Annotated in this window: 10 protein-coding genes; 9 read left to right on the top strand and 1 reads right to left on the bottom strand. The window is 62.0% G+C overall.

From position 1 onward, the window contains the following. The first annotated feature begins 3 nt into the window (after positions 1-3). The 9 genes from infB to G365_RS0107655 all read left to right on the top strand — a co-directional run bounded on the left by infB (position 4) and on the right by G365_RS0107655 (position 12,527). The gene (gene infB, locus G365_RS0107695; protein WP_019644931.1) at positions 4-3,141 is read left to right on the top strand and encodes a translation initiation factor IF-2; all 3,138 of its coding nucleotides are present in this window, start codon (positions 4-6) and stop codon (positions 3,139-3,141) included. 201 nt (positions 3,142-3,342) lie between these two features. Next, positions 3,343-3,795, top strand: coding sequence for a 30S ribosome-binding factor RbfA (rbfA, locus tag G365_RS0107690; protein ID WP_019644930.1), 453 nt, complete (start codon positions 3,343-3,345; stop codon positions 3,793-3,795). Then, the gene (gene truB, locus G365_RS0107685; RefSeq protein WP_019644929.1) at positions 3,785-4,711 is read left to right on the top strand and encodes a tRNA pseudouridine(55) synthase TruB; all 927 of its coding nucleotides are present in this window, start codon (positions 3,785-3,787) and stop codon (positions 4,709-4,711) included. Before rbfA ends, truB begins: the two co-directional genes overlap by 11 nt. Positions 4,712-4,735: 24 nt before the next feature. Next, positions 4,736-5,005 carry a 30S ribosomal protein S15 gene (gene rpsO / locus G365_RS0107680; protein ID WP_019644928.1) on the top strand — a complete coding sequence of 90 codons (270 nt, stop codon included), beginning with the start codon at positions 4,736-4,738 and terminating at the stop codon, positions 5,003-5,005. Between the two features lie 398 nt (positions 5,006-5,403). Further along, entirely contained in the window at positions 5,404-7,530 is a 2,127-nt protein-coding gene (pnp, locus tag G365_RS0107675) for a polyribonucleotide nucleotidyltransferase (RefSeq protein ID WP_026345179.1), read from the top strand. A 202-nt stretch (positions 7,531-7,732) separates the two neighbouring features. Continuing rightward, on the top strand, positions 7,733-8,485 hold the full coding sequence (locus G365_RS0107670; protein WP_019644926.1) for a glycerophosphodiester phosphodiesterase family protein: 753 nt from the start codon (positions 7,733-7,735) through the stop codon (positions 8,483-8,485). 310 nt (positions 8,486-8,795) lie between these two features. Continuing rightward, a complete protein-coding gene (locus G365_RS0107665) occupies positions 8,796-10,196 on the top strand; it encodes an NAD(P)H-dependent flavin oxidoreductase (protein ID WP_019644925.1) in 1,401 nt (466 codons plus the stop codon). Positions 10,197-10,456: 260 nt separating this feature from the next. Next, positions 10,457-10,870, top strand: a complete 414-nt coding sequence (gene irrA / locus G365_RS0107660) for an iron response transcriptional regulator IrrA (RefSeq protein WP_019644924.1) — start codon at positions 10,457-10,459, stop codon at positions 10,868-10,870. A 241-nt stretch (positions 10,871-11,111) separates the two neighbouring features. After that, positions 11,112-12,527: an MATE family efflux transporter gene (locus G365_RS0107655; RefSeq protein ID WP_019644923.1), complete on the top strand. Its 1,416-nt coding sequence runs from the start codon at positions 11,112-11,114 to the stop codon at positions 12,525-12,527. Positions 12,528-12,589: 62 nt separating this feature from the next. Here the strand turns inward: G365_RS0107655 and G365_RS23480 are convergent, their stop codons facing one another. Next, positions 12,590-13,252, bottom strand: coding sequence for an SH3 domain-containing protein (locus G365_RS23480; protein WP_026345178.1), 663 nt, complete (start codon positions 13,250-13,252; stop codon positions 12,590-12,592). Positions 13,253-13,338 lie beyond the last annotated feature (86 nt).

Genomic DNA, 13,338 nt, shown 5'->3' with positions numbered 1-13,338 from the left:
CGCATGTCGAACGAGAACGAAAAAAAGCCGCTTAGCCTTTCCTCGCGGGGAAAGCTGGAACTGAAGAAGGGCGTGGAGGCCGATAAGGTCGTCCAGAGCTTTTCGCACGGGCGGCAGAAGGAAGTGGCGGTCGAGCGCCGCAAAAAGCGCATTGTTGGCCCTGGCTCTGAACCGCATGGCGTCGAGTCTGCTCCGCAGGCTGCTCCGGCTGCCCCGGCTGACACCTCATCCAAGGTGATGCTGGATGACGAGCGTCTGCATCGCCTGCAGGTGCTGCAGAACGCCAAGCGCGAGGAAGATGAAGTGCGTCGCCGTCAGGACGCCGAACGGGCCGCTGCTGAAGCGGAAGCCCGGAAGGCTTCTGGCGCCGAGGCTGCGCCCTCCCGCGCCTCTGAAGACGCTGCCGCGCCGTCTGCCCCGGTCGCTTCTGCTCCGGCAGCAGCTGCTCCGGCGCCTGCTCCGCAGGCTGCCCGTCCGGCCCAGCCGGCCCGCCCGGCGGAACCTGAGCGTCCGGCGCAGGCCGCTGTGTTCCGGGCTCCGGATCAGCAGCGGGCGATTGACCGCACTCCGCAGCGCAGCGCCACCGGCCACAGCATGGGCCGCACCTCCGGTGACGGTCAGTCTGCCGTGTTCCGGGCCGGTCCGCGCCCGTCGCGTGACGGTCAGTCTGCGGTTCTTGCCCCGCGTCCCCCACGGGAAGCGCAGAGCCGTGACGGTGGATCGCGCGATGGCCAGTCTGCGGTGTTTCAGGCCCGTCCGCCGCGTGAAGGCGGTTTCAACCGGGATGGTGCCCCGCGTGAGGGTGGTTTCAACCGTGACCGCGATGGTCAGCGCGATGCCCGTCCGCCGCGTGAAGGTGGTTTCAGCCGTGATGGCCAGCAGCGCGACGGCAACCGTCCGCCGCGTGAGGGTCAGCGCGATGCCCGTCCGGGCGGTTTCTCCCGCGACGGGCAGAACACCGGTCCGCGTCCGCCACGTGAAGGTGGGTTCAACCGGGACGGCGCCCGTCCGGCCGGTGGTGGTCCGCGTGGTCCGTCCGCCGGTGCCCCGGGGGCCGCGGCCAACCAGTTTGGCCCGCCTGCCCTGACCAAGAACGAACATCCGATCCGTGATGATCGTGGCGCAGCCCGCCGCGTCGAGGTTGATCGTGATGAGGATACCGAAGAACAGCGCCGCAACCGCGCCGCTGCCAAGGTGGCCCCGAAGCGGACCGCCGGTCCGGGGACTCCGGCGACGGTTCAGAAGCGTCAGGGTAAGCTGAATGTGTCCGCCGCTCTGTCGGGGGATGAGGAAAGCGCCCGCGGTCGTTCTGTGGCTGCTCTGCGCCGTGCCGCGCAGAAGGAAAAGCGCAAGGCGCAGCAGATGCAGAAGGCGCCGGAGAAGGTCGTGCGCGACGTGGTCGTGCCCGACACCATCACGGTGCAGGAACTGGCCAACCGTATGGCCGAACGCTCTGGCAACGTTATTAAGGCGCTGATGAAGCTGGGGGTGATGGCAACCATCAACCACACCATCGACGCTGATACCGCTGAACTTGTGGCCCAGGAATTCGGTCACGAAGTGAAGCGCATCTCTGAGGCGGATATCGAAATCGGTCTGGATGCCGGTGCCGATGTCGACGTCGATCTGCTGCCGCGTCCGCCGGTCGTCACCGTGATGGGTCACGTTGACCATGGTAAGACCTCGCTGCTCGACGCCCTGCGCCATACGGATGTGGTCTCCGGCGAAGCCGGTGGTATTACCCAGCACATCGGGGCCTATCAGGTCACGATGCGGTCCGGTGCTAAGATCACCTTCATCGATACCCCGGGTCACGAAGCGTTCACCGCGATGCGTGCCCGTGGGGCCCGCGTTACTGACATCGTCATCCTCGTGGTGGCGGCGGATGACGGCATCATGCCGCAGACCATTGAAGCGATCCGTCATGCCAAGGCGGCGGGTGTTCCGATGGTTGTCGCCGTCAACAAGATGGATAAGCCTGCTGCGAATCCGGAACGGGTCCGCATGGAACTGCTGAACCACGAAGTGGTGGTTGAGCAGATGGGCGGTGACGTCCAGTGCATCGAGATCTCCGCCAAGCAGCGGCTGAACCTTGAGAAGCTGGAAGAAGCGGTCCTGCTGCAGGCTGAAATCCTTGATCTGCGGGCCAATCCGGAACGCGCCGCCGAAGGCACCATCGTCGAAGCGAAGATGGAAAAGGGCCGTGGCTCTGTGGCGACCGTTCTGGTCCGCCGTGGTACCCTGCGCGTCGGTGACGTCTTCGTCGCCGGTAAGGAATGGGGCCGTGTCCGCGCCATGATCGACGACAAGGGCAACCGCGTCGAAGAGGCCGGTCCGGCGACTCCGGTGGAAATCATCGGTCTCCAGGGTGTTCCGGCTGCCGGTGATGACTTCATCGTGACCGAAGACGAAGCCAAGGCACGTGATGTCGCGGCGTACCGTCAGCGGAAGGAACGGGAAGCCGCTGCCGTCAAGGCCGCCCGTGGCTCGATGGAACAGATGTTCGCCAAGATCCAGGCGGGCGAAGCCAAGGAACTGCCGGTCGTCATTAAGGGCGACGTGCAGGGCTCGGTGGAAGCGCTGATCGGGACGCTGGAAAAGATCGGGACCGACGCCGTCAAGGTTAAGGTGCTGCATTCCGCTGTCGGTGCGATCAACGAATCTGACGTCACGCTGGCCAAGGCCTCTGACGCCCTGATCGTTGGCTTTAACGTCCGCGCCAACCCGCAGGCCCGTGAAATGGCCCGCCGTGAAGGCATCGATATCCGCTACTACTCGATCATCTACGATGTGGCCGAGGATATGAGGCGGGCTCTGACCGGTATGCTGGAACCGACCTTCAAGGAAAAGTTCATCGGCTATGCCGCGATCCGCGAAGTCTTCAACATCACCAAGGTCGGCAAGGTTGCCGGGTGTATGGTCACCGAAGGCGTCATCAAGCGCGGCTGCAAGGTCCGCCTGCTGCGCGACAACGTGGTCATTCACGAAGGCGATCTGGGTCAGCTCAAGCGCTTCAAGGACGATGTCCGCGAAGTTCGCGAAGGGTTCGAATGTGGGATGTCGCTGGCCAGCTACGGCGACATTCAGGTTGGCGATGTGATCGAATGCTTCGAAATGGAGCAGATCGCCACCGAACTCTAAGGTGTGTGAAACAGGCGCGGGGCCGGGCTTCCATCCAAAACGGATGGCGCTCCGGCCCCAAGCCGTTTTATAGCAGACCTGCGTGGGGGTCCGTTCCGGGGCCCTCGGGGTCAGGTCGACTCCGGATCCGTGCCCGCTGTATTCCGTATAATTCGGAAAGACCACCCGGACCGGACTGCGACAGCGATAAAGGGGATAGCCATGATCCGCCCTGGCAATCAGGCTCCGACGCAGCGTCAGCTGCGTGTTAATGAAGAAATCCGTCACGCTCTGGCCTGGGTGCTGGAGCGGGGGCAGTTCCGTGATCCGGTTCTGGCGTCGACCCCGATCACCGTCACCGAAGTGCGGTGCAGCCCTGATCTGCGGAATGCCACGGTCTTCTTTACGCCACTGGGCGGACAGGGAAATGCCGAGGCTGTGCGTGAGGCGCTGACCCGCGCGCAATCTTACCTGCGGCACGAACTGTCGCGGACGGTCGAGATGCGGTATCTGCCCCGTCTGTCTTTTCAGGTCGATACCAGCTTTGATGAATATGCCCGCATTGACAGCCTGCTGCATCGCCCGGATGTGATCCGGGATACCGCCTCGGTTGATGAAGACGATGCCGAGGGGCAGGATGAAGATGCGGAGGAGGGGGACCGCCATGACGCGTAAGCGTCGCGGGGAAGCGGTGCATGGCTGGGTTGCCGTCGATAAGCCGCTGGGGATGTCCTCCACACATGTGGTGACGTTGGTCCGCCGGGCTTTCAACGCCCAGAAAGCCGGGCATGGCGGTACGCTTGATCCTCTGGCGACCGGCATCCTACCGGTGGCGTTGGGAGAGGCGACCAAGACCGTCCCTTATGTGATGGACGGGCGGAAGATTTACCGCTTTACGGTCTGCTTTGGGGAAGAGCGCTCGACCGATGACAAGGAAGGGGAGGTGACAGCCACCCATCCGCATCGCCCGACGCGGGAAGAGCTTCTGAAGGCGATTCCGCAGTTCCTCGGCGATATTCAGCAGATTCCGCCGAAGTATTCGGCGGTGAAGGTAGACGGCCAGCGGGCATACGATCTGGCCCGTGATGGGGAAGAGGTCGAGCTAAAAGCACGGACGATTCTGATCGAGTCGTTTGAGCTGGAAGAGATGCCGGATGCTGACCATGCCGTTTTCCGGGTCCGGACCGGCAAGGGGGCCTATGTGCGGTCTCTGGCCCGGGATCTGGCCCGGGCGGTGGGCACGGTGGGGCACGTGGCGACCCTGCGCCGTCTGGCCTGTGGTCCCTTCGATGAGCTGTCAGCGATTTCGCTGGATAAACTGGATGCGGTGCGCCATAGTGCCGCCCCTGCGGATTTCCTGCTTCCTGTTGTGACCGCGCTGGACGACATCCCGGCGCTGGCCTTGACGGAAGGGGAAGCCCGCCGCCTCTCCAACGGGCTGCCGGTGATTTATGCCCCGGTTGCGGCCCGTCTGGCGCTTTCCGATCTGGCTGACGGCACCACGGTGCGGGCCATGGACGGGGAACGGCTGGTGGCGATTGCCCGACTCCACGGGCCGGAAATCCGGTCTGTGCGGGTCATGAATCTCTAATCTTTAAGACCGAAGGAGTCTGCGATGTCGATCACCGCTGCCCGCAAGCAGGAACTGATCAAGGAATATGCCGTTAAGGAAGGCGATACCGGTTCTCCGGAAGTTCAGGTTGCCATCCTGTCCGAGCGTATCCGCAACCTGACCGAACACTTCAAGGACCACAAGAAGGACAACCACTCCCGCCGTGGTCTGCTGATCATGGTCGGTCAGCGTCGTCGCCTTCTCGACTACCTGAAGAAGAAGGATCAGAAGCGCTACGAGACCCTGATCGAGCGTCTGGGCCTGCGTAAGTAAGCTTGTGGCTAAGGTTTGCGGGACGCCTTCGGGCGTCCCCTTCCTTTTGGGCCGGACCCCGGCGGAGTACATTGGGCCTCTCAGGCATCAGGCCCGTCCCCGGAACGGGGAAGGCTGACAGAGTGCCGGGAGATCTGAAGTCCGGCCATCCAGATGCAGGGGCCCTGCCCGCACCGTGTATTTCTCGGTGGTGAAATAAGCGGGGACCTCAGATTTTCAGCGCCAGATGGCGCGAAACAGAGTATAGATTAGGCACTATTACAAAGAGAGAAGACCGCGACCGGACAGTCCGGTCCGCCGATCTGAAAGACGGTGCTGCGCCATGGGGTGCACGCCGGGATCCGGGCGGAACGGGCAGACACAAGGCGCCGGTCACACTTGGTAAGGAAAAAAGATACATGTCTATGTTTAAGGTGTTCCGTAAGGAAATCGAATGGGGTGGCCGCAAGCTGGTTCTGGAAACCGGTAAGGTCGCCCGTCAGGCCGATGGGGCCGTTCTGGTGACTTACGGGGAAACCACCGTCCTGTGTACCGCTGTCGGTGCCAAGTCCCCGAAGCCGGGTCAGGATTTCTTCCCGCTGACGGTCAACTATCAGGAAAAGACCTTCGCCGCCGGGAAGATCCCGGGTGGCTTCTTCAAGCGTGAAGGCCGTCCGTCGGAAAAGGAAACCCTGGTTTCCCGCCTGATCGACCGTCCGATCCGTCCGCTGTTCCATGACGATTACAAGTGCGAGACCCAGGTGGTCGCCACCGTTCTGTCGCACGATCTGGAAAATGATCCGGATATCGTCGCCATGATCGGTGCGTCCGCTGCGCTGACCATCTCCGGTCTGCCGTTCCTCGGTCCGATCGGTGCGGCCCGCGTTGCCCATGTCGATGGCGCCTATGTGCTGAACCCGACCTCTGAACAGCAGAAGTCTTCCGTCCTCGACCTGGTGGTCGCCGGGACGTCCGAAGGCGTGCTGATGGTTGAGTCCGAAGCGCAGGAACTGACCGAAGAGCAGATGCTGGGTGCGGTGACCTTCGGTCACGAAGCCTACCAGCAAGTGATCAATGCGATCATCGATCTGGCCGAGCTGTGCGCTAAGGAACCGCGTGATCTGCCGGCTCCGGCCCCGGAAAAGGCTGTTGTCGAGCAGGCGTTTGAAGCCTTCCGCGCCGAGCTGGAAGCCGCCTACAAGATTGCCGCCAAGACCGAGCGTCAGAACGCCGTCGCCGCTGTGAAGCAGAAGGCGCTGGCTTCGCTGGATCCGGAAAACACCGCCGCTCTGGCGCTGGCCGGTGAAGTGTTCAAGCATCTGGAAGCGGATGTGGTCCGTTCCAACATCCTGAACACCGGCGTGCGTATCGACGGTCGTGACACCAAGACTGTCCGCGCCATCGAATCCTACGTTGGCATCCTGCCGCGGACCCATGGTTCGGCCCTGTTCACCCGTGGGGAAACCCAGGCTCTGGTCGTTGCCACCCTCGGCACCGGTCAGGATGAGCAGATCATCGACGCCCTGGAAGGCGAATACCGCGAAAACTTCATGCTGCACTACAACTTCCCGCCGTACTCGGTCGGTGAAGCGGGCCGCATGGGGTCCCCGGGCCGTCGTGAAATCGGTCACGGTAAACTGGCATGGCGTGCGGTTCACCCGCTGCTGCCGGCCAAGGATGCTTTCCCGTACACCATCCGCGTGGTGTCGGAAATCACCGAGTCTAACGGCTCCTCCTCGATGGCCACTGTCTGCGGCACCTCGCTGGCGCTGATGGATGCCGGTGTGCCGCTGACCCGTCCGGTCGCCGGTATTGCCATGGGTCTGATTAAGGAAGGCGAAAAGTTCGCCGTCCTGTCCGACATCCTCGGCGATGAAGATCACCTCGGCGACATGGACTTCAAGGTTGCCGGGACTGAGCGTGGCGTCACCAGCCTGCAGATGGACATTAAGATCACCTCGATCACCAAGGAGATCATGGGCATCGCCCTGCGTCAGGCCAAGGATGGCCGTCTGCACATCCTCGGTGAAATGTCCAAGTCCCTCGGGACTGCGCGGACCGAAGTGTCCTCGACCGCGCCGCGTATCACCACCCTGAAGATTGATCCGTCCAAGATCCGTGACGTGATCGGCTCCGGCGGTAAGGTGATCCGCGAGATCACCGAACAGACCGGCACCAAGATCGACATCGAAGATGATGGCACCATCAAGGTTGCCGCCGTCGACAACGATGCCGCCCAGAAGGCCGTTAACTGGATTAAGGGCATCGTGGCCGAGCCGGAGATGGGCGAAATCTATCAGGGCAAGGTCGTGAAGCTGATGGACTTCGGCGCTTTCGTGAACTTCCTCGGGAAGCGCGATGGTCTGGTCCACATTTCCGAAATGTCCGAAAAGCGTGGCACCAAGCCGTCTGATCACGTCAACCAGGGCGATAATGTCTGGGTGAAGTGCATCGGCTTCGATGATCGCGGTAAGATTAAGCTGTCGATGAAGCAGGTTGATCAGGCTACCGGTAAGGAAAAGGTCGCGGACTCTGAAGAGGCCTGAGACTGATCTGGCACCGGGGTGACCCGATATGTGCAAACCCCCGCTGAAAACAGCGGGGGTTTTGCCTTTTCAGACCACAGAGACCGAACTAAAAAGCACAAAAACGCACTTTTCCGATCTTAAGGGGAGGAGTAGGGTTCTGGTCAGCGCCGACCCGTCGGGGTCGCCCTGTTGTCTCTGGTTCCTGCAAGGACTCCCTGTCATGTCGTCGAAGCTTTATCCGTTCTGGGTGGTCGGTCATCGTGGTGCCAAGGCTGTTGCGCCGGAAAATACCTTGGTCTCTGTCCGCCGGGCCGCTGCCGATGGGGCAAAGATGGTTGAGGTCGACATTAAGCTGACCGCTGATGGCCGCGCGATGGTGATGCATGATGAGCTGCTGGACCGTACCACTGACGGCAGCGGCCCGATGGAGCACACGCTGTTTGAGGCCGTCAGTGCGTTGGATGCCGGGTCGTGGTTTGCGCCTGAGTTTAAGGGCGAGCCGGTGCCGACACTGGAAGAGCTGATTGATGTGCTGGCCGAACTGTCGCTGGCGGTGAATCTGGAAATTAAACCCTGCCCCGGCCGTGAGGCCGAGACCGCCAAGGTCTGCATCGACATCGCCCGTGCCGCGTGGCCGGCACACCTGCCGCCGCCGGTGCTGTCCAGCTTCTCGCGTACCAGCATGGAAGTGGCGCGGGATCTGGCCCGCGACTGGCCGCGGGCGTGGCTGGACGAAAAACTGTCCGATGACTGGGAAGAGCTGGCCGTCGCGCTGGATGTGCAGGCGGCGCATCTGGGGACCAAAGACCTGACGGAGGCCGATGTGCGCCGGGTTCTGGCCAGCGGGCACGAACTGGCGGTATGGACCGTTAACGACGTGGCCCGGGCCAGACAGCTGCGGTCGTGGGGCGCTGCTGCGATTATCACCGACAATCCGGCCCTGTTGATTGCCGGGGGCGATGGACTGGTCTGATCTCTTCACTTTCAGGGTGTTAGGGTCACTTTTGATCCCCTTGTTGCGGGATTGATAGCAAAAACGGCTGCAGACAGGGTTCTGCAGCCGTTTTTGTCCATGAGTGTGGGTATAAAACATCATCGACAAGCGGGACTGAAGGGGGGATAACATGAGTGGCGTCCACGGCATTCCGTCATGGGCGAACCTCACCGGCTGGGTTTGTTGCTGCTGCTATCCCCGTGGCGGCCCGACAGGTTCAGCCATCACAAAATAGGGACCGCGAAGGCCCCTGGGTGCGAACAGCATCCGAAACGAGGGAGTACATGCTGTGAAAGCCATCAATCCCGTGGTCATTTCTGGCCGGGAAGTGCACCCCATTGTCGAAGGCGGCAAGGGTGTTGCCGTGTCCACCGGGCGCAGTGCCGGTGCGTTTGCCGCAGCGGGGGCTGTGGGCACCTTTTCCGGGGTGAACCCGGACTTCTATGATGAAAACGGCAATGTCATTCCGGTGTCTTACAAGGGTAAGACGCGGGCTGAACGCCATGAAGAACTGGTGGAAATGGGTATTCGTGGCGCTGTGGCGCAGGCGAAGATGGCCCATGATGTTTCCAACGGTCAGGGCCGCATCCACATCAACGTGCTGTGGGAAATGGGCGGTGCGGAACGGGTTCTGGAAGGTGCGCTGGAAGGTGCCCCGGGTCTGATCCATGGGGTGACCTGTGGGGCGGGTATGCCGTACCGGGTTGCGGAAATCGCTGCCCGTCATAAGGTGTGGTATTATCCGATCGTGTCTTCCGCCCGCGCTTTCCGCGCTCTGTGGAAGCGCAGCTATAACAAGATGCCGGAATGGCTGGGCGGCGTGGTCTACGAAGATCCGTGGCTGGCTGGCGGGCATAACGGCTTGTCGAACGTCGAAGATCCGCGTCAGCCGCAGGACCCGATGCCCCGTGTCCGCGAACTGCGCACCATCATGCGGGAACTGGGCGCGCCGGATGTGCCGATTTTCATGGCCGGTGGTGTGTGGTGCCTGAAGGAATGGGCAGACTGGATCGACAACCCGGAACTGGGGCCGATTGCCTTCCAGTTCGGCACCCGCCCGCTGCTGACGCAGGAAAGCCCGATTTCTGACGAGTGGAAGCGTCGGCTGCTGACTCTGCAGAAGGGCGATATTTCCCTGCATCAGTTCAGCCCGACCGGTTTTTACTCCTCGGCGGTGCGCAACACCTTCCTGCGCGGTCTGGAAGACCGCAGCGCCCATCAGGTGGCCTACAGCCGTGAAGCGACGGCTGAGCTGACCGAAGCGGTGGCTGTCGGTGCCCGTGGGCGCGAAATTTTTGTCAGCCCTGTCGATAAGGCCCGTGTCAGCGGATGGATCGCTGAAGGCCGGACTCAAGGGATGCGGACCCCGGACGAGACGATGATCTTCGTCACAGAAGAGGATGCCCGCACCATTCTGGTGGATCAGAAGAATTGCATGGGCTGTCTGTCGGCCTGTGCGTTCTCCAACTGGTCGCAGCATGGGGAAGGCTTCAGCACCGGTCGCACCGCTGACCCGCGCAGCTTCTGTATTCAGAAGACCCTGCAGGATATTGCCCATGGTGCCGATCCGGAGCATGAGCTGATGTTTGCCGGTCACAATGCGTATCGGTTTGCCGACGACCCGTTCTATGCCAATGGATTCGTGCCGACGGTCAAGCAGCTGGTTGACCATATTCTGACCGGCAACTGAGCAGATCCGGCTTTGTCCGGGGGGCTGGAGGCAGCTTTCTGGGTGGGTTGATCTAGCTCAATGCAATGATTCCAAATTAGGGTGATGGTGCGTCTAACAACGCACCATCACTTTTTTATTTCTGTTCACCGTCTTCCGCACTCATGGCTACCGCCGGATTATGGCGCGTCAGCGAAGGGTATGCTGTTGCCTGCACCTCTGGAAAAGCCGGTGCGGGCAGTCCGGAAGGCCCGGTTGGACCACACAAGGATCGGCTTGCCATGAATATGATGCGCCCCACCCTGAGTCTGGTTGACCGTCTTCGGGCCAGCGGTCTGCGCCCGACCCGCCAGCGTCTTTCGCTGGCAAAAATCCTGTTCGATCATGGCGACCGCCATGTATCGGCGGAGCAGCTGCACACCGAAGCGATGGAACAGAATGTGCGGGTGTCTCTGGCAACCGTTTACAACACCCTGCACCAGTTCACTGATGCCGGGTTGCTGCGCGAAATCGTCGTCGATGCCGGGCGGTCGTATTTTGACACCAACACCAGCACCCACCATCATTTCTTCTTTGAGGGATCGGGCCGTCTGGAAGATATTCCGTCGGAACAGGTCCATCTGGACCGTCTGCCGGATGCCCCTGCCGGGCACCGGATCCGCCGGGTTGACGTTATCGTCCGTGTCGAAGGCTAAGATCATCCATAAGCAGGACTTAGGCTGAGGCCGAGCGCGACAGGGGTTGACGGCCCTGCGTGTCCCACCCATCCTGACTGCCTCCTTTCTGCGCCGCCATCCCGGATTCGGGGTGGCGGCTGCTGTTTTGGGGTTTGTGACTCCGGCTATTTTCCGGCGCGGGAAAACAACCGGGCACTTTTTGCAGACAAGCACATTCAGGAAGGATGCCTGCCCCTTGGCGTGGCATCAGGGTGAAACGATGGATATGACAACAAGTCTCGGGACGCGGGGCGAGCACCATCAGGCAGGCGGAAACGGCTGGTGGGATGAAATCCGGGCAATGCTGGTGCTGGGATGGCCGCTGGTGCTGACCAGTCTGGCACAGGTGATGATGAATGCCACCGACGTGCTGTTCATCGGTCGTGTCGGGCCGCAGGCTTTGGCCGCCGCCGCACTGGGGACCAACCTGTACATTGCTGCCTTTGTGATTGGCCTCGGGCTGGGGATTGCCACATCGGCGATGCTGGCGCAGACGCTGGGGCGATCCCGCCACGCGGTGCGTGACGTACGGCGCACTGTTCGTCAGGCCCTGTGGGTCTGTGCTTTTGCGGCGCTGCCGGTCTGGCTGGTGCTGTGGCAGGCCGAGACGATTCTGCTGTTGATCGGGCAGGATCCTCTGCTGGCTGCAGAGGCCGCGCGGTTTGTCCATGTGCTGCAGTGGGGCATGCTGCCGATCTGGATCTTTATGGTGCTGCGGTCCTTCTGCGCGGCGCTGGAGCGGCCGCATCCGCCGATGCTGGTGACCATTGTTGCAATCGGGCTGAATGTGCTCCTGAACTGGCTGCTGGTGTTCGGGCACTTTGGGTTTCCTGCGCTCGGGCTGCAGGGGTCGGCGCTGGCGACGCTGATCAGCAGTGTGTTTATGGCGCTGGCGCTGCTGGCCTATATTCTGCGTGACCGGCATCTGCGGCGGTTTTCGATTCTGGGCCGCTTTTGGCGTGCCGACTGGCCGCGCTTGCTGGAGTTGGTGCGGCTGGCCGGGCCGATTATTGTGACTCTGGCGTTTGAGATGCTGGTCTTTAACGTTGCGGTCATGCTGATGGGGCTGATCGGAAAGGCCGAACTGGCGGCGCATTCGATCGCCATTCAGATGGCTTCTCTGACCTTCATGGTGCCGGTCGGCCTGTCACAGGCGGCTGTGGTCCGTGTCGGTCTGGCCGCCGGGCGGGGGGACATGGAGGGGGTTGCCCGGGCCGGATGGGTTGCCATCGGTATCGGCGTTGTCTTCATGAGTTGCACGGCGCTGCTGTTTGTGACGGCACCCAGCCTGATTGTCAGCCTGTTCCTCGGTGAGATCACCGGGGAAAAGGTTGAGGTTGCCCGCCATGCCGCCATCTTTCTGGGTATTGCCGGGATTTTCCAGATTGTTGACGGGGTGCAGTGCCTTGCATCCGGTGTGTTGCGTGGCCTGAAAGATGCGACCATCCCGATGCTGATCGCAGCGGTCGGCTATTGGGTGATCGGCCTGCCGGTCGGGGCATGGCTTGCGTTTAAGGGCGGCATGGGCGGTGCCGGGATCTGGGTCGGTCTGGGATCGGTGGCGGTGATGATGCTGGTGCGCTGGTCATGGCGTGACCGTCTGGGGTTACTGACCCCTTATCGCCGGACCGGCTGAAGCAAAAGAAACAGGCCGCAGAGGAATCTCTCTGCGGCCTGTTTTTTAGCGGGACAGTTCGGTCAGTTAATGGCTTCAGCTTTATAGGCGCCCCACAGTTCGTTCCGGCGCAGCCAGCCCTGATACCCTTCAACTTCAACGCGGCAATAATCACTGCCTTTCGGGCATTGCAGGAGTTTACCGATAACCCCTTGCGACAGATAGGCGGCAGCGGACGCGGTGTCATCCGCAGTCCGACGCAGCATGGCCTTATCTTTGCGGACCATAATCGTGCGCCGTCCGGTCAGCATGCTCTGATGCACCCAGCCTTCGGCGCCATCGGGGTCGCGGATTTTCCGCCAGGTTTCATATTCCTGAATGACCTCAACCGGAAGATCACGGCGCATGTAAACCCAGTCGACCGGATAGCGGGCCCCGGGACCGGCCCGCATGTTGACCTGATCAGAGCGCAGACTGACAAACCGTGGCAGGGGCAGGCCGCTGGTCCCTTCTGCGGCCGGGGCTCCGGCCGGGGCGGCAGCACCGGCCCCGGCAGCCGAATCGGCGGCGGCTTTGGCCGGATCCTGCTTGGAGGCATCGGGCTTAGCGGGCTCTGTCTTTACCGCCGGAGCAGGTTTTGCCGCCGGTGTCTGGGTCTGATGCTGCTGGGTCTGAGCTGCCGCAGGAAGCGGCTGGCTGCCCAGAAGAAAACCGGCAAGCATCATCAGGCCGGACAGGGCAAGCACGCTCCGGGCAGGGGTGGGCCGCTGCTCCTGGGGGGAGGGGAGAAGGCGGGCCTGCGAAAACATCCTGTTGTTCATTACCATCCACT

Source organism: Novispirillum itersonii subsp. itersonii ATCC 12639, from assembly GCF_000381985.1.
GTDB lineage: Bacteria > Pseudomonadota > Alphaproteobacteria > Rhodospirillales > Rhodospirillaceae > Novispirillum > Novispirillum itersonii.
This window is presented reverse-complemented; position numbering and strand designations above follow the sequence as displayed.